This is a genomic window from Halomonas sp. DP4Y7-1 (genome assembly GCF_019800705.1).
GTDB classification, from domain to species: domain Bacteria; phylum Pseudomonadota; class Gammaproteobacteria; order Pseudomonadales; family Halomonadaceae; genus Halomonas; species Halomonas litopenaei_A.
Map to the genome: position 1 here is coordinate 737,455 of NZ_JAHVKS010000001.1, position 17,294 is coordinate 754,748.

The 17,294-nt window shown below is 63.4% G+C and carries 11 protein-coding genes and 2 riboswitches; of the genes, 2 read left to right on the forward strand and 9 right to left on the reverse strand.

Translation table 11 applies throughout. From position 1 onward, the window contains the following. Positions 1–89: 89 nt before the first annotated feature. From KUV72_RS02985 to KUV72_RS02995, 3 genes are read right to left on the reverse strand one after another with little or no spacing between them, the layout of a single operon-like run. The gene (locus KUV72_RS02985) at positions 90–1,364 is read right to left on the reverse strand and encodes a TRAP transporter large permease (RefSeq protein WP_222237383.1); all 1,275 of its coding nucleotides are present in this window, start codon (positions 1,362–1,364) and stop codon (positions 90–92) included. A 10-nt stretch (positions 1,365–1,374) separates the two neighbouring features. Next, complete coding sequence (locus KUV72_RS02990) at positions 1,375–1,962, reverse strand: TRAP transporter small permease (protein WP_222237384.1); 588 nt, start codon at positions 1,960–1,962, stop codon at positions 1,375–1,377. After that, positions 1,962–3,194: a TRAP transporter substrate-binding protein gene (locus KUV72_RS02995; RefSeq protein WP_222237385.1), complete on the reverse strand. Its 1,233-nt coding sequence runs from the start codon at positions 3,192–3,194 to the stop codon at positions 1,962–1,964. The genes KUV72_RS02990 and KUV72_RS02995 overlap by 1 nt, the downstream gene beginning before the upstream one ends. Before the next feature lie 212 nt (positions 3,195–3,406). Here KUV72_RS02995 and KUV72_RS03000 point away from each other — a divergent pair, with 212 nt between their 5' ends. Together KUV72_RS03000 and KUV72_RS03005 are read left to right on the forward strand one after the other, a co-directional pair. Then, entirely contained in the window at positions 3,407–5,038 is a 1,632-nt protein-coding gene (locus KUV72_RS03000; protein WP_222237386.1) for a GMC family oxidoreductase, read from the forward strand. A gap of 182 nt (positions 5,039–5,220) precedes the next feature. Then, positions 5,221–6,282: a YeiH family protein gene (locus tag KUV72_RS03005; protein WP_261317297.1), complete on the forward strand. Its 1,062-nt coding sequence runs from the start codon at positions 5,221–5,223 to the stop codon at positions 6,280–6,282. A 126-nt stretch (positions 6,283–6,408) separates the two neighbouring features. On the opposite strand, the gene pta is transcribed toward KUV72_RS03005, so the two are convergent. From pta to KUV72_RS03035, 6 genes are all read right to left on the reverse strand, one after another. Continuing rightward, complete coding sequence (gene pta / locus KUV72_RS03010) at positions 6,409–8,571, reverse strand: phosphate acetyltransferase (RefSeq protein WP_222237387.1); 2,163 nt, start codon at positions 8,569–8,571, stop codon at positions 6,409–6,411. After that, on the reverse strand, positions 8,568–9,782 hold the full coding sequence (locus KUV72_RS03015) for an acetate/propionate family kinase (RefSeq protein ID WP_222237388.1): 1,215 nt from the start codon (positions 9,780–9,782) through the stop codon (positions 8,568–8,570). Before KUV72_RS03015 ends, pta begins: the two co-directional genes overlap by 4 nt. A 304-nt stretch (positions 9,783–10,086) precedes the next feature. Beyond that, complete coding sequence (thiC, locus tag KUV72_RS03020) at positions 10,087–12,039, reverse strand: phosphomethylpyrimidine synthase ThiC (RefSeq protein ID WP_261317298.1); 1,953 nt, start codon at positions 12,037–12,039, stop codon at positions 10,087–10,089. 95 nt (positions 12,040–12,134) lie between these two features. Further along, positions 12,135–12,269, reverse strand: a riboswitch (TPP riboswitch). An 81-nt stretch (positions 12,270–12,350) separates the two neighbouring features. Next, on the reverse strand, positions 12,351–13,019 hold the full coding sequence (tenA, locus tag KUV72_RS03025; protein WP_222237389.1) for a thiaminase II: 669 nt from the start codon (positions 13,017–13,019) through the stop codon (positions 12,351–12,353). Between the two features lie 77 nt (positions 13,020–13,096). Further along, positions 13,097–13,248, reverse strand: a riboswitch (TPP riboswitch). 170 nt (positions 13,249–13,418) lie between these two features. Then, positions 13,419–15,341, reverse strand: a complete 1,923-nt coding sequence (gene mdoH, locus KUV72_RS03030; RefSeq protein ID WP_222162003.1) for a glucans biosynthesis glucosyltransferase MdoH — start codon at positions 15,339–15,341, stop codon at positions 13,419–13,421. Further along, positions 15,338–16,954: a glucan biosynthesis protein gene (locus KUV72_RS03035; protein ID WP_315857838.1), complete on the reverse strand. Its 1,617-nt coding sequence runs from the start codon at positions 16,952–16,954 to the stop codon at positions 15,338–15,340. The genes mdoH and KUV72_RS03035 overlap by 4 nt, the downstream gene beginning before the upstream one ends. Positions 16,955–17,294: the final 340 nt, after the last annotated feature.

The following is a 17,294-nucleotide window of genomic DNA, read 5'->3' on the forward strand; positions in this document are numbered from 1 at the left end:
GCGACGTCGAAATGAAAAACCTGACGTTCATGATAACGCGGCAAGCCCGGAGAGGCTTGCCGCGTCAGCGTGCACCGGTTCAAGCGATGTCATCCCACCAGCATCAGCGACAGGGCAGGCCATAGCGAGATGGCAATCCAGCAGCTGATCAACGCAATAAAGTAGGGAATAACGAACTTCACCAGTCTGAGGTAGGGAATGCCGGTGATACTGCTGGCGACGTACAGGTTGAGACCGAATGGCGGCGTGACGAAACCGATGGCGGCACCGACCAGGAAGATCACCGCGAAGTGTATCGGATCGACCCCCGCATTCTGGGCGATTGGCGCAAGAATCGGGGCCAGGATGATGGTCACCGGCAGACTCTCGAGAATCATGCCCGCCAACAGGATCATCAGCATGCATGCGCCGAGGATGACGTAGTAGTTGCCCAGCCCGCTGAGCAGGGTCTCCAGCGCCTGCCCCGCACCCAACACCGACAGAAGCTGCTGCATGACCACCGAAATGGCGATCAGCGGTGCCAGCATGCCGGCGATCTGGCCGGAGCGCAGCATGATCGACGGCAGTGCCGTAAAGCGGATCTCGCGGGTGATCAGCAGCCCGGCAATCAAGGTGAAACCGACCGTGATCGCTGCCGCCTCGGTGGGCGAGAACTTGCCCGAATAGATGCCGTACAGCACCACCCCGATAGTCGCGAAGCCCAGGTAGGCGCGGCGTGCGAAGCGAGCGCTGTCTCCGCCCTTGAAGGGAATCAGCGTGCCCCAGCCGTGGCGCCGTGCGACCAGGTGGCAGGCCACCATCATGCCCAGCACCATCATCGCTCCGGGAATCATCCCGGCGATGAACAGATCGCTGATCGACAGGTTCATCATGAAGCCGTAGACGATAAAGATGATCGAGGGGGGGATGATGATACCTACGGTGCCGCCGGAGGCCGCGGTGGCCGCCGAAAAGCGCTCGTCATAGCCGTTCTTGACCATCTCAGGCTGCATGATGGAGCCAATCGTGGCCGTTGTGCCGGCGTTGGATCCCGAGATTGCCGCAAACAGGCCGCAGGCGCCCAGGGTCGCCATGCCCATGCCGCCGCGCAGCCAACCCAGTACCGAGTAGGCAAAGTCGGACAGCCGCTTGGCAATGCCCGCGGCATTGATCAGGTCGCCGGTAAGGATAAACAAGGGAAGCGCCAACAGCCCGAAGAAGCTGAGCCCCTGAAACAGGGTGACGCCAACGTTGGCGAGGGTGAAGTCGATGATCAGGCTGGTGCCGACCACCCATAGCCCGATCACCAGAAAGATCGGGACCCCCAGCAGAAAGATCGTGGTACAGCCCGCCGTGACCAGGCCAATAAGCATGCCGTCTGTCATCACGCTTCTCCTAGTCCATGATGGACGGTTGCAGGTTGAAAGGTTCGCCTCGACGGAAACGTGCGACGTCGGTCGCCAGATTCTGGAGGACGCGGTAGATGATCAGCACCCAGGCCAGCGGCGTGGCCAGGTAGAACCACCACTGCATGACATTGTCGGTGCCGGGCACGATGGCGAAGTTCATGTGCGCCAATTGCACCTGGATGAGGGTGAAATGGATGACCAGGGCGCCGAAGGCGATCCACAGCACCGCATCGAGGACCTGACAGGCGAACTGGCCTGAGTAGGGCAGGCGCATGCGAATCTCGTTGAGCGAGAGGTGGGTACGCTGCTTGACGTTGAGCGACGCGCCGAACCAGGTCAGCCACAGGAACAGCAGCACCGGAATACTGGTACTCCAGGGGGCTTGCAGGCTGAAGAAGAAGCGGCGGATGACCTCGACGAAGATGATGCCTGCCATTCCGCTGTAGGACACCAGAATGATGACCTTCTCCAGGTTGGCATCGATCCACTTCAGAGGCAGCAGCCAGGCGGGAGTCGAGCGGTTGGCGACGTCAGACGACGTCGCCTCAGCCGCGGTGGCCTTGTGATCGGTCATTACGCCCTCCACCAGCGCTTCGGCGCTACATTGACAGCCGCCATATCGCGGGGGATTTCGCGAGCAATGGTGTGAATCTCCTGGTAGATATCGATGTCGCCCGCCCAGCCATTCAAGCGCTCACGCCATTGCTCCCAGGGGCCCGGGTTGAACTCTGGCGCACATAGCTGCTCGGCCTGGGCGCGAATCTCATCGGATAGCGGCGCGACTCTCACATTGTTTTCTGCAAAGACGGTGCCCGCGGCAGGGTGTTCACTGGCGCCGACAATCTGGTAGCGACCGGCCTCGTTCATGCCCTGGGTAAAGATCTGCGCGGTATAGGCAGATTCCATCACTTGCTGCTGAAGTTCTGCGCCGAGGCTTTCGAACTTGGACAGATTCATGGCGGTATGCTCGGTGCCCGCAAAGAAGCGCAGGTCGACCGCTTGGGAGACCACCGGCGCCATGCCCGCGTAGGCCACCGCACTCATCCAGGTTTCCGCGCCATCCAGCAGCCCCTGCCGCAGTCCGTCCAGGGTCTCTTCCCAGGCCACCGGAACCGGATTGAGACCAAGCTGTTCCATGGCGATACGACCGAGCTGAGTGCCTGTCACCCGGTTCTTGGTGCCTTGCAGCACTTCCAGGCTGTCGACCAGCGGACGGTCCGCCCAGCTCTGGCCCATCATCAGTCCGCGCAGGTCGCAGTGGGTGAACAGGAACTGCAGGTTGTGGCGCTGGCGCATCGGTTCGCGCAGCAGGGCCTCGCTGCGGTGGTCGTAGAAGAAATGGAACATCGAGGCGACGCTCGGGAACATGTAGGCGAAGTCCAGCACGTTCAGGTAGGGCGCGCCGCCAGCGGAATTCTGGGTCGATGCCGAGAAGATGTCGACGATGCCCTGTTGTGCCTTGCTGACACAGTCGAGCTGGTTGCAGACCTCGTTGGACCCCATGAATTCGACGCGAATGGCGCCGTCGGTGCGCTCCTCGAGGTCCCGGGCAAAGAACAGCTGACCGGATTTCTGAATATCCAGGTTGCGCTCATTGAAACCGGAGGCGCCGAAGCGTAGCTGGAACTTTGGCTCGCTGGCGTAGCGGCGCTGCTGCTCGGACTCCGCAGCGCGGGCAAGACTCGATGCGGTCAGGCCCGCGCCGAGGCCGCTGGCGGCCAATAGGGTAGACGTCATGCCGAAGCGACCGGAGATGTTGAGGAAGTCACGGCGAGACAGACGTGAGGGGAAAAGGCGTGAACTCATGTGTTGCTCCCAATGTTGTGGTTGGTGTCGGGATGCAGAAGGAGGCAGGCCATGGCGGCGCAATGCCTCCGGGCCGTTTTTCGGCCTTGACCACACCATAGATCGCCTTTTGGGTGTTGGCAATAAAATTGATTCTATTTGTCTCGATGTTGATATTTTTAGAAATGGGTCTACGATGTTTTGAGACAAAACGTCTCGTTTGAGTGAGAGCCATGACAACGACAACACCATCGTCAGACGTCTTCGACTACATCGTCGTGGGAGCCGGTTCAGCCGGCTGCGTACTGGCGAACCGTCTCAGCGAAGACCCGGAGGTTTCCGTACTGCTGCTGGAGGCAGGGGGATCGGACTGGAACCCTTGGATTCACGTGCCGGTAGGCTACTTCAAGACCATGCATAACCCGGCGACCGACTGGTGCTACCTGACGGACCCGGATGACGGCATCGATGGTCGGCGGCTGCAGTGGCCCAGGGGCAAGGTCCTGGGGGGATCGAGCTCGTTGAACGGTCTTCTCTATATAAGAGGGCAGCGTCAGGACTATGACGACTGGGCGGCCATGGGCAACCAGGGGTGGGATTACGCCTCGGTGCTGCCCTATTTCAAGAAGTCCGAGTGCCAGGAGCGCGGGGCCAATGCCTTTCATGGCACCGATGGGCCGCTCAAGGTGTCAGACCTGCGACTGCGTCGCGAGATCGCCGAGCGCTTTATCGAGGCCGCCAAGGCGGCGGGTATCCCCGAGAATCAAGACGTCAATGGCGAGACCCAGGAAGGAGTCGGCTACTTCCAGCAGACATCGTACAAGGGCTTTCGCTGCTCCACGGCCAAGGCATTCCTGCGCCCCGCGTTGAAGCGCTCCAACCTAACCCTGGTCAAACGGGCCCATTGCCAGCGCCTGCTGTTGGAAGGAAAGCGGGTGGTCGGCGTCGAGTACCGCCAGGGCAATGTGCTTCGTCGGGCCAGCGCCACTCTTGAGGTGCTGCTGTCGTCGGGTGCCATAGGCTCGCCGCAGATCCTGCAGTGCTCGGGTATCGGTGACCCACAGCACTTGGCCGATGTCGGCGTCGACTGCCTTCACGAGTTGCCTGGTGTGGGGGAGAACCTGCAGGACCATCTGCAGATACGCCTGGTGTTCAAGACGCGTTGCCGAACGCTCAATGATGAGGTGCGCCATCCACTCAAGAAGCTGGCGGTGGGCACCCAGTATGCGCTGACCCGCACCGGGCCGCTGACCCTGGCCGCCAGTCAGGTGTGCATTTTCACCCAGTCGCGGGAAGGGCTGGACCGCCCTGACATCCAGTTTCATATGCAGCCGCTGTCCGCCGACAAGCCGGCGGAGGGGGTGCATCCGTTCTCGGCCTTCACCTCATCGGTGTGTCAGCTCAGGCCGACGAGTCGCGGACGCATCCGTATCACCAGTCCGGACCCGGCGGTCTATCCCTCCATTCAGCCCAACTACCTCAGCACCGACGAGGACTGCCGAGTGGCAGTAGACGCCATCAAGGTCGCCCGGCGTATCGCCGAGCAGGCTCCCCTCGCCGATGTGATTACTGACGAGTACGTGCCCGGACGTGCCTATCAAAGCGATGAGCAGTTGCTGGACGCCGCTCGCCGCTATAGCCAGACCATCTACCACCCGGCGGGCACCTGCAAGATGGGCAACGACTCACTGGCGGTGGTGGATGATCGCTTGAAGGTGCATGGGCTCCAGGGGATCAGGGTCGTCGACGCTTCGATCATGCCCATCATCGTGTCGGGGAACACCAATGCACCGACCATCATGATCGCCGAACGCGCGGCGGACATGATCAAGGCCGACCGCCAGGCAAGGACACAGGTCGCCTGAGTACGGCGCGCCGCCAGGGCGCCTAGCTGGACTCATGCAAGGCCCGGCGCTGGTCCTAACTCCACCGCAGCGCCTGGGACAGCATGTGCTGCATGCAGTGCCGGCCGCAGCGGTCCCCGTATTGCTCACACCATAAGACGCTGCCACGACGTGGCGATATCAACGACAACAGAGGACACGTCATGTCCCAGCCAACGACCCACGCCCCTAGCGACGCCCCAGACAGTGGGTGGAGGCGGCATCTGGAGCCCGCCAGGGCGCGTATGCCCGGCGTACTGATCTGTATCACCATCGCCCTCGCGACGACCTTCATCGCTGATCACTATGGTGGTCCAACCCTGCTGTACGCGCTGCTGTTCGGCATGACGCTGCACTTTCTCAGCGAGCAGGGCCCCTGTCTCCTGGGCGTCGAGTTCGCGGCTCGCACCATCCTGCGCCTGGGCGTGGCCTTGCTGGGCGTGCGGATCACGCTGGAACAGGTGGCCGAGCTTGGCATCGGTCCGGTGGTAACGGTAGTGGCCGGGGTCATCCTGACCATCGTCGCGGGTGGGGTGCTGGCGCGGCTGCTTGGCCTGCGCAATGACCTGGGCCTACTGACCGGGGGATCGGTCGCCATCTGCGGTGCATCGGCAGCGCTGGCGCTGTCGGCGGCGATGCCTCGTAACGAGGTGGCCGAGCGCAATACCATCCTGACGGTGGTTGGCGTGACCACGCTATCCACGGCGGCCATGGTGCTGTATCCGCTGCTGGTGGGAGCGCTGGATCTGAGCGACACCCAGGCGGGTATTTTTCTGGGCGGCACGATACATGATGTGGCCCAGGTCGTCGGTGCTGGCTATATGATCTCGGACGAAACGGGCGATATCTCGACCTTCGTCAAGCTGCTGCGGGTCGCTATGCTGGTGCCGGCGGTGATGGTCTTCATGCTGCTGTTTCGGCGTGCCCGGATGGCCGAAGGCGGTGCGGATGGCGCCAAGGTCCCCATGTTCCCGAGCTTTCTGATTGCGTTTGTGGTGCTGGTACTGATCAATAGTCTCGGCGTGATACCCCCGGTGATGGTGGAGGGTATGACGGACCTGTCGCGCTGGTGCCTGGTGACGGCGATCGCCGCGCTGGGGATCAAGACGTCGTTCCAGAAGCTGGCCGTGGTGGGGTGGAAACCGGTCATTCTGATGATTGCCGAGACGCTGTTCCTGCTTGGCCTGGTGCTGGTGTGCCTGTACACCGGTATCGCCGAGTGGTGACCGTGGAGGCAGGCGTGGCAGACAACCTAGCCCCGGCAACGCCGGGGCTAGGTTGTATCAGCGCCGAGATGCGGCGATCAGGACGCCAGTGGCGGCATTGGCGTGACGGGAAACGTCGGCGGGCCGCTATTGCCCAGCCTGTATCGCCGTCAGCGCAATGGTGTAGACGATGTCTTCGACCAGGGCGCCCCGTGACAGATCGTTTACCGGCTTGTTGAGGCCCTGCAGCATGGGGCCGATGCTGACCACCCGGGCACTGCGCTGGACCGCCTTGTAGGTGGTGTTGCCGGTATTGAGGTCAGGGAAGACAAACACCGTAGCGCGCCCTGCCACCGGCGAATCCGGTGCCTTTTGCCGGGCCACGCTGGCGATCGCCGCAGCGTCATATTGCAGAGGACCATCGATGGGCAGGTGCGGGGCTTTCTGGCGGGCGATGCGGGTGGCTTCTCGGACCTTGTCAACGTCAGCACCGGTGCCTGACTCGCCGGTGGAATAGCTGATCATGGCGACCCTGGGCTCGATGCCGAAGGCCTCGGCGCTGGCCGCACTCTGCAAGGCAATCTCGGCCAGCGCGTCGGCGTCCGGGTCAGGATTGACCGCGCAGTCGCCGTAGACCACCACCTGATCGGGCAGCAGCATAAAGAAAACCGACGACACTTGAGCATATCCGGGGGCGGTCTTGATCAGCTGAAAGGCCGGTCGAACGGTGTTGGCGGTGGTGTGTATCGCCCCTGATACCAACCCGTCGACCTCTCCTTCCGCCAACATCATGGTGCCCAGAACCACGCTGTCGTGAAGCTGGGCCTCGGCGGTCAAGGGGGTCAGCTTGCCCTTGCGCCGTTCCACCATGGGGGCGATGAAGCGGCAACGTTCGCTGTCGGGGTCGAGAATCTGCAGATCATCGGGCAATTCAAGGCCGCGGGCCTTTGCCACTTCCACAATGGCCTGGCGCTTACCCAGCAAGACGCAGTTGGCGATGCCGCGGCGTTGGCACAAGATGGCTGCTTCCAGGGTGCGTGGCTCCTCCCCCTCGGGCAACACGATGCGCTGGCGTTTTTGCTGGGCCATGCTGACCAATTGATGGCGAAAGGCCGCGGGAGACAGTCGGCGCTGGGTCTCGTCGTCCATCAATGTCAGCAGCCATTCTCGATCGAGGTGATCCGCCACAAAGGCGCTGATGGCCTCCGCCCGCTCCTGGTCATCCACCGGAATCCCACCAGGGATGTCGGTCAGTTTGGCCACCGTGGTGAAGCTGTCGGTATCGACGGACAGGACAGGCAGGCCGGAGGATAGCGCTGGCTGGCAGACGTCGATCAGCTGCTTGCTGGGGGTTTCGCCGTGGGTGAGCAGGAGGCCCGCCAGGGGCACCCCGTTCATGGTGGCGAGGGCAGCAGCCAGCAGGGTGTCGTCGCGATCACCAGGCGACACGATGAGCTCGCCCGGGCGCAATGCATACAGCAGATGCTCGGCGCTGCGGGCACCCAGGGTGGTATGGGCGACGCGACGTCTATCAGCATCACCGTGATGCAGGATCCTGGCGCCGAGGGCGCGGGCCACATCCAGGGTCCGCGGCGCGGTCAGCGCGGCGCGATAGGGTACCGCGGCCACTACCGGCAGGCTCTGCTCGGATGCCGTTGCCAGTTGGTCCTGCCAGTGCTGGCGGTGGACGCTGGCTTCACGATCACTGACGGAGGCCAGGGTCTGATCGCTGGCCGAGTCATCGCCGTCACCGGGCAGGCGCATCAGAATGGTGCCGAGGGTGCGCCTGGAACCTACCGCGTCGATGCTCTGGCGATGGAAGGCCAGGCTCTTGGCCAGCTCCTTAAGGTCGCTCGTCTGGCCATCGGCGACCAGAATCACCTGGGCGTCCAGGGCGCTGGCAAGACGTACATTGAGATCCAGGGCGTAGGCGTTCTTGCGCAGGGGGCGAATGCCTTCCACGACGATAAAGGCCGGCCGCTTGCCGGTCGCCGGTTTGGCGACCCGTGAGTGGCGTTCGACGGCAAGCTCAAGCAGACCGTCGCTGTCATTTCTGCCCAGGTAGTGCTCCACGTCTTCCCGGGGCACTGGACGAGGCGAGCCGATGCCCAGGGTGCTGGCGACCAGCGAGCGAGCCCTTTCGGCGCTGTTGCTATCGTCATCGATGCCCTCTGCCTGGCTGAATGGCTGCAGGAAGCCTGCCTCCAGGCCCAGGGTATCCAGCGCGCGCAGCATTCCCAGCGCCGCAGAGGTCAGGGCGACCCCCTCATCCACCGGGATCAACAGCAGGGTACGGGGTTGCAGGCTCATACGGCTTCCTCGGACCTGTCGGCCAGTGCCAGACGGGTGATCAGTGCTCGGGTCTGGCTGGCGATATAGCCTTCTTCATCGGTGGGAATGACGCGGATTTCCGGCGAACCGGACTCGCTGGCGTCATGGATGGCACCTTCGCTGCCGCGCGCAAGAGCGCTGTTGGCTGCGCTATCAAGATGCACGCCCAGCGCCTTTAGGTGGCCCAGCGTGCGGGCCCGAATCAGCGACGAGTTTTCTCCTATGCCGCCAGTGAAGGCGATGCCATCAACCCGAGGAAGCGCGCAGGCGAGACCGGCCAGGGACTTGGCCAGGCGATAGCAGAACACTTCGATGGCCAGGGTCGCGCCAGGGTGTCCTGCGCCTGCGGCCTGCTCCAGCTCGCGCATGTCATTGGTCAGCCCAGATACGCCGAGAAGGCCGCTCTTCTGGTTGAGCAGCAGGTCAATCGATTCCAGTGACATCCCCAGCTGGCGGGCCAGATGGAGGTGCAGGCCCGGGTCGACGTCGCCACTGCGTGTGCCCATCACCAGCCCCTCCAGGGGCGTCATGCCCATGCTGGTATCCTGGCTTTCGCCTTCCCAGACTGCGGTTGCGGAGCAGCCATTGCCGAGATGGGCGATCAGCCAACCTCCGTGTCCCCGCTCGCTGACCTCGGCCAGGCGCTCGCTGACGTAGGCGTGACTGGAGCCGTGGAAGCCGTAGCGCCGGATGCCATGGCGCTGATACAGGTCTTCGGGAATCGCATAGCGGTAGGCGTGGGCCGGCAGGGTCTGGTGGAAGGCGGTATCGAATACCGCCACCTGGGGCAGGTGCTCGAACAGTCGTCGGGTGGCGGTGATGCCATCCAGGTTGGCCGGGTTATGCAAGGGTGCCAGGCTGACGGTCTGGCGAATGGTGCGGACTACCGTGTCGTCCAGCAGCGTGGCGCAGGTGAAGCGCTCGCCGCCGTGGACCACCCGGTGCCCGATGCCGACGGGACGTTGATCACCCAGGTGGTCGAGGATGGTCTTGAGCGCCAGGGCGTGGGTGGCTCGAGGTAGCGAAATGTCACGCCGGTTGCCGTGCTCTTCTTCCAGCTTCAGGCAGGCATCGTGGCTGCCCAGGCGCTCAGCAATGCCTGATATCCGAGGTGCGCCAGGGGTCTGATCGACCAGCGCAAACTTGATCGAGGAGGAGCCGCAGTTGATCACCAGTATCGGGGCTTTCATGCCATCTCCAGAGAAAGACGCCTTGTTAGGGCGTGTAAACGGGGGGATGGCGGCGAATCTAGCACCGAGCCTGGCGTCAAATAATTGTCCTGGGGAGGTAGGGAGAGTCAGTTGCTGGGGGAACAGCACAGCTTGTGACGACCATCAAGCGATAGGGCAAAGAGGTTAGACTTTGGTAGTAATTTGTGCGGTGCAGCGTGAAGGCTGCCGGCGGCCCTGAACCACCGCCGCAGCAGTGGCTTTACGGCAGCCACCTCCCCGCCCGCGGGGCCGTGGGCGGGAAGGTGGCCGTGATGGGCTTGCGTCAGACTTCCTTGTACAGGGCACCGCCTTGCTGGCGGAAGGCTTGTGCCTGCGCCTCCATGCCCGCCATGACCGCCTCGCTGTCGCCGTCCAGGCCGTTGTCGCGGGCATAGTCGCGGACTTCCTGGCTGATCTTCATGGAGCAGAACTTGGGTCCGCACATGGAGCAGAAGTGGGCCACTTTGGCCGCGTCCTTGGGCAGCGTCTCGTCGTGGTAGGCGCGGGCCGTGTCCGGGTCCAGGCCCAGGTTGAACTGGTCCTCCCAGCGGAACTCGAAGCGTGCCTTGGACAGCGCATTGTCCCGGCGCTGAGCGCCGGGGTGCCCCTTGGCCAGATCCGCCGCGTGGGCGGCGATCTTGTACGTGATGATCCCGGTCTTGACGTCGTCCTTGTCGGGCAGGCCCAGGTGCTCCTTGGGGGTGACGTAGCAGAGCATGGCGCAGCCGTACCAGCCGATCATCGCCGCGCCGATGCCTGAGGTGATGTGGTCATAGCCGGGAGCGATATCGGTGACCAGCGGGCCCAGGGTATAGAAGGGCGCCTCGTCGCAGTACTCGAGCTGCTTGTCCATGTTCTCCTTGATCAGGTGCATGGGCACGTGGCCGGGCCCTTCTATCATCACCTGCACGTCGTGCTTCCAGGCAATGTGGGTCAGCTCGCCCAGGGTCTTGAGTTCGGCCATCTGAGCTTCGTCATTGGCATCTGCCACGGATCCCGGGCGCAGCCCATCGCCCAGCGAGAAGGCCACGTCATACTGCTTGCAGATCTCGCAGATCTCCTCGAAGTGGGTGTAGAGGAAGCTTTCCTGGTGGTGATAGAGGCACCACTTGGCCATGATCGAGCCTCCCCGCGAGACGATGCCGGTGACTCGGCCAGCGGTCAGCGGCACATAGCGAAGAAGCACACCGGCGTGGATGGTGAAATAGTCCACCCCCTGTTCCGCCTGCTCGATCAAGGTGTCGCGAAAGATCTCCCAGGTCAGGTCCTCGGCCACGCCCTTGACCTTTTCCAGCGCCTGATAGAGTGGCACGGTACCGATCGGCACCGGTGAGTTGCGGATGATCCACTCACGGGTTTCATGGATGTTCTGTCCAGTGGACAGGTCCATGATCGTATCCGCCCCCCAGCGAATCCCCCAGGTCATCTTGTCCACTTCCTCTTCGATGGAGGACGTCACCGCAGAGTTGCCTAGGTTGCCGTTGATCTTCACCAGAAAGTTACGCCCGATGATCATCGGCTCGGCTTCGGGATGATTGATGTTGGCCGGGATGATGGCGCGTCCGGCGGCCACTTCCTGGCGCACGAACTCGGGGGTGATCTCATCCGGCAAACGGGCTCCGAACGACTGGCCGGGGTGCTGGTGGCCAAGTATCGCTTCGACCTCGTCACTGCCACGATAAGGGTCCTGAAGGGCCTGTCGACGTTGATTCTCGCGAAGTGCAATGAACTCCATTTCCGGTGTGATGATGCCGCGCCGCGCGTAATGCAATTGGGTGACGTTGCCCGGGCGGCCATCGGCGGTCCTGGTGGCGCGGCGTGGTGTGCGCGTCAGCTCGAAGCGCAGGGGGGCCAGCAGCGGGTCATTGGCACGCCGGCGGCCGTACTCGGAGGTGGGACCGTCGAGCCACTCGGTATCGTTGCGCTCCTCAATCCAGGGCCTACGCAACTCGGCTAGTCCCTTGCGCAGGTCGACCTGTACCGCCGGGTCGGTATAGGGGCCTGAGGTGTCGTACACCAGTAGCGGTGGATTGGCTTCGTCGGCGCCTGAGGTGCGCGTCGGCGACAGGGTGATTTCGCGAAATGGCACCCGCAGGTCGGGCCGGGAGCCCTCTACATAGACCTTGCGAGAGCCTGGCAGGGGAGTGACGGCGGCCTGGTCGACCCTGGCCGTCTCGGCCAGGAAGTGGGCGTCATGGCGGGATCTCGGATGAGACGAGGGGTGGTCGAGTGACATAGGTGGTTTCCTCTCACGGCGGTGCAGGGCAAGTGGCGTCGCCCTGATGGTGGTAATGGCACGTCGCGAGGGAGAAGGGGGGGGCGTCGAGGCCGTGGCCGTGAGCGCTTGATCCCTACGCTGGTCCTCGCCTCGATGCCGTAACATCGGGGGTATCCCCAGATCAGGTTCAACGGGTCTCATGCGCTGCATGATCTCAGCCGCTGGCTGCGGCACCCCGTCAAGCGTTGCTATTGTCAGCTTGTCTGTGTTGTCGAGCGCGATCACCCAGGTCGATCGCCCAGTTCGATCGCCTAAAGGCGTCGCCAAGGTCAGTCGCTCAGGTCCAGTCCCATCTGCCAGAAGTCAGTCTCGAGACGGGTCGCGTCGCTAAAGATGCGCGCCAGCCGGTCGAAACGAGCGCTCGATACCTGGCTGAGCTGGTCGTCGAGCCAGTGCCTTTCGCGCACGGCCGAGGCCTGAAAGTCAGGGCTTGCGTACATGGTGATCCAGGCATCGTAGGGATTGTCGCCACCACGCAGCGTCTCGGGATGATCCGCCAGCCAGCGGCCGATGTCGGCGTAGCCGACCATGCAGGGCGCCAGGGCGACGTGCAGGTCCAGCAGATCACCACGACTGCCGGTGTCGAGGACGTAGCGGGTATAGGCCAGGGTGGCACGTGCCTCCGGTAGACGGCTGAGCTCGCTGTCGTCAATGCCCCATTCTCGGCAGTAGGCAAGATGCAGGCCCAGTTCGACCTCGAGGATCGTCTGCATCCCCTTGAAGGCCCCCTGCAAGCTCTCCAGGTCCTGGCTCTTGTAGGCAGCAAGGGCGTAGGCGCGTGAAAACTGCAGGAGAAACAGGTAGTCCTGCTTCAGATAGTGGCGAAAGCTGGCGTCATTCAGGTCGCCGCGCCCAAGTGCACGAACGAAGTCGTGCTCGGTATAGCGCCGCCAGTCGTCGCGGCAGGCAGCGATCAGATCGTTGAAGCAATAGCCCATGATAGCTCCGGCATAGTGGATCCGGTGGGCGGGGCAGAGAAGGACGGCGGGGAGGAAGGGCAGGCCCCCGCAGGGAAGGCGTGCCACCGCCTGATTCCCTACGCCGGTTCAAGGTGTGAGTCCACACCGCACCCGGATCAGGTTCCACGGGATCGGTGCTGTCGGGCCGCTACACCACGCTGGCCCTGCACCATCTCAGCCGGATTGACCGGCACCCCGTCAAGCGAGTCGACCGCAGTCTAGCACGCCCTTGCGGCTTTGCCAGACACCACTTTCGGATAGCATCGGAAGGGGGCGTCAAGGGAGGTTGTCGAGAGAGACTACCTAATGATGACGCCGCGGCCATGAGGGTCACGGCCGCGGCGTCCTGCACCGACGCTGATGATGGCTTATGATGGATCAGCGACGATCTGGCGTGGGGGTGTCGATCGGGTGGCCAGGGTCGCTGTGCACCTCAGCCGATTGATGGGGGCGTCGGAAGGACTGCACAGGCATGTCTCGGGGACGCTCGCTGGGGGGAGCGGCCGGCGCGCCCGATGAGGGTAGCTGACTCTCGATGTGTAGATCGGCGACGACCCTGGGGGGGCGTGTCTCACTGGGTACCAGCAGAAGCCCGGCGCGGGCCAGGCGGCGGCCGATGGTCAGGCTGGAGCTCCAGCGCACCAGCGGAGCCGCCAGCACCAGGCCGAGCCAGACGGGCGTCAGCCAGAGAAAGAAGCTCGGAGTGTAGGCCCAGGTGACGAGAGCCCACACCGCACCAATCAGCGACCACAGCCAGGTATGGCGGAAGGCTTCCCGCCAGGGCAGTGCCCGCCCCTCTCGGGATTGCGGGTCCCAGGCAACGGTACGACCGGTCAGCACCTGGATCACGAAACGGCTGTGGAAGACCATCATCAGCGGTGCGATCAGCATGGCGAACAGGGTCTCCACCAGCATGCTCAAGACCAGTTTTGGGCGTCCCCCGTAGCCCTCTGGATCCCGCATGAGACCGAGTATCAGTCCCAGCACCTTGGGCATCAGCAGCATGCCCAAGGTGCCGATCAACAAGGGAATGATCAGGTTGGGCGGAGCGATGGGCCAGTCAGGGAACAACTGCGAGCTGGCGGTGAAGAAGTTCGTGGGAACGAGCGCCCTGATCAGCGCATCGATGGTACTGATGACCAGGATCGCCAGCCACACCAGCGACGACAGGTAGGCCAGCGCGCCGAAGAAGAAGTGCAGACGGCTCAGCACATGCAGGCCATGGCCATTCAGCAGGCGCAGATGCTGCAGGTTGCCCTGTACCCAACGTCGATCACGCTTGGCATAGTCGAGAATGTGGCTGGGCATTTCCTCATAGCTGCCGCCCAGGTCGGTGCGCATGCGCACCTGCCAGCCGGCCCGGCGCAACAGCGCTGCCTCGACAAAGTCATGACTGAGGATATCGCCACCCAGGGGCGGCTTGCCAGGGAGCTCGGGAAGGCCACAGGCGTCGGTGAACGCGTCCACCCGAATGATGGCATTGTGGCCAAAATAGTTGGCTGCGGTGGCGTGCCAGAAGCTCAGCCCTGCCGCCAGCATGGGCGAGTAGAGCGCGGCAGCGAATTGATTGCAGCGCCCGAACAGACTTTGCTGGCGCACGGGAATGGGCACCGTCTGAAGGAGCCCCAGCCGAGGATTGGCCATCATCTCGTCGATGAGCTCGACCACCGTGGTCCCGCTCATCAGACTGTCGGCGTCGACCACCAGCATATAGTCGTAGTGGCTGCCCCAGCGGGTGCAGAAGTCGCCCAAGTTGCCTGCCTTGCGCCCTGCGTTGCTGTCCCGGTGGCGATAGTGCAGCCGGCAGTGGCCCTCGAGTCGCTGCTGCAGCGCTGCCATGGCGGCCTTTTCTTCCGCCACGACGGCGTCGTCGGTGCTATCGCTGAGCACGAAGGCCTCGACGTCGATGCCCTCCGGCAGCTCGCCAAGGTCCATGCAGGTTGTCTCGAGCCCAGCCGCGACCCGGGCCACGTCCTCGTTGTGGATCGGCATGACCAAGGCGGTGCGAGAGCGAGAGCCGGCGGGCCTCATCGGTCCGGCGCCACGCCGCTTGAGGCTCAAGGGGTCACGCCCAGTGAGGTGAAGCACAAACCCGATCACGGCGCTCCAGAAGGCCATGGTGATCCAGCCGAAGGTGATCGCAAACAGCCCCAGGATGGCCATTTCCAGGGGAGTGATGCCCTCGACATACAGGATCTTGAACATGGTCCAGACACCCAGCGCGGTGGTGGCGGCAATGGCCATGCCTACCAGCGTTCTGCGCCACCGGGGCCAGGGGACTTCCGGGGTATGCTCGTTCATCGGGGACTCCAGATGCTGTTCCAGGTTTCGCTCAGGCGCTGGTCGCGCAGCATCAAGGTCAGGCGCAGGTCTGCCGGCGTATCGCCATCAGGCAGCAGCTTGAAGCTGGCCCGCCAGGTGTCTCCATCGGGCAGTGCTGTCACCTTGGCTTCCGTCGTTTCGCCACTGGACGTGGTCAGGTGCACGCTGACCGGCTGGCTCGCATCGAGACCCTCGAGCTCGCCGCCGCGAAAGTCGATGATGAACTGCCTGAGCTGTTCGTCGGGGGGATTGCTCTGACCGGGAATGCCACCCCAGCCCTGGCGTGACCTGACGACCCGCGCCAGGGGTTCTTCCATGGGGGTATCAGCGAAGGTCCAGGTCTGATACCGATAGGTGCGTGACTCTCCCGCCTTGAGGGGCGAGGAGGGAACCCAGTAGGCCGTGATATTGTCGTGGGCCTCGCTGTCGGTCGGAATTTCGATCAATTCCACGTGGCCTTCTCCCCAGTCGCCAGCGGGCTGTACCCACTGACTTGGGCGGCGTTCGTAGCGGGCTTCCATGTCCAGATAGGCATCGAAGTGGCGCGGACGCTGGACCAGGCCGAAGCCCTTCGGAGAGGTATCCTGCAAGCCAGAGATCTGCAGGTCTGCGGGATTATCGAGCACGCGCCAGGTCCACTCGCCAGAACTGGTGGCCATCAGCAGCCCGCTGGAGTCATGCACGCGGATGCGATAGTCATCTTCTTCCTGCCGATCCATTTCGCCATGCAGGAACATGCTGGTCAGCGGCGCGACCCCGAGCTTTTCGACATCGCTGCGGGCGAACAGTCGCGCTTCGGTGTCGACGACAGTGTTCTTGCCAGGCGCAATCTCGAAGCGGTAGGCCCCGGCCAGCGACGGGCTGTCCAGCAGCGCCAGAACCGTCATACGGTTGGCGTCAGCCTCAGGCTGGACCAGCCAGAACTCGCGGAAGGAGGGGAACTCTTCGCCCTGGGGCATGGCCGTATCGATCGCCAAGCCTCTTGCGGAGAGCCCGTAGCCCTGGTTTCTGCCCACCAGGCGGAAGTAGGAAGCGCCGAGGAAGACGGCAAACTCGTCGTCGACATCCGCTCGGTTGAGCGGGTAATGCAGACGGAAGCCGGCATAGCCCTGGTCGCCGAGATCCAGTTCGGCCAGCTCAGCAGCATCGTCGTCGTAGCGAAAGCGCTGCTGCTCGAAGGGCAGGGTGCGCACCTCACCATCTTCGAGAAGATGGATATCGACCGGCTGGTCGTAGAGAAAGCCGGGATGGAACAGCTCCACCTGAAAGTTGCCGTGATCGCGCCAAAGCGCCTGTTCATCGCGGTAGCGAATCTGCCGGTAGCGGTCGTAGCCCATCTCGGCCACGGCGTCAGGCAGTGTACTCTCTGGTGCTTCGTAGGGCGCTTCGGCCAGGGTTCTCGCCTGATCGGTCACCTGTTCGAAAAGGCTGTCGGCATCCACCGCCAGCGCGGGTGCGCTGACCAGCATGCCGGCCAGTGCCCATGATGCAGCGGCCTTCCAGTGGAGGCCGCCGCGTCCACTGACGCGGGCTGACTCGGCCGGGTAGGCAGTGGGCGGTGTCGACCGTCCGCAGATGACTGGGGTGTTCACGTTCGCTCTCCTTGCGGCCTGATGGCACCGAACTGCCAGTGCTCTGTCAGGCGGAACCAGTGGGACGTTGGGCAGTGGGCGTCGGGACCTGTCACGGCTATCGCGGAGCCATCACGGTCTGCCGCGGATCGCCGTGATACGCGACCATCGCCGCGACTGCCGTTGCGGCGATGGTCGAGAGGCGGTCAGCCAGCAGGTCGCGTGTATCACTTTGCCCATATTTGTGCTGAAACGGCTATCCATGCTCTTCACACTCTAGCCTATTGTCTGATGGTAAAGATGCAATAGATGGGTTCTACCTGCCTTTGAGAGGAGGGGGAAAGTGAGGTTCCGTGTCGCC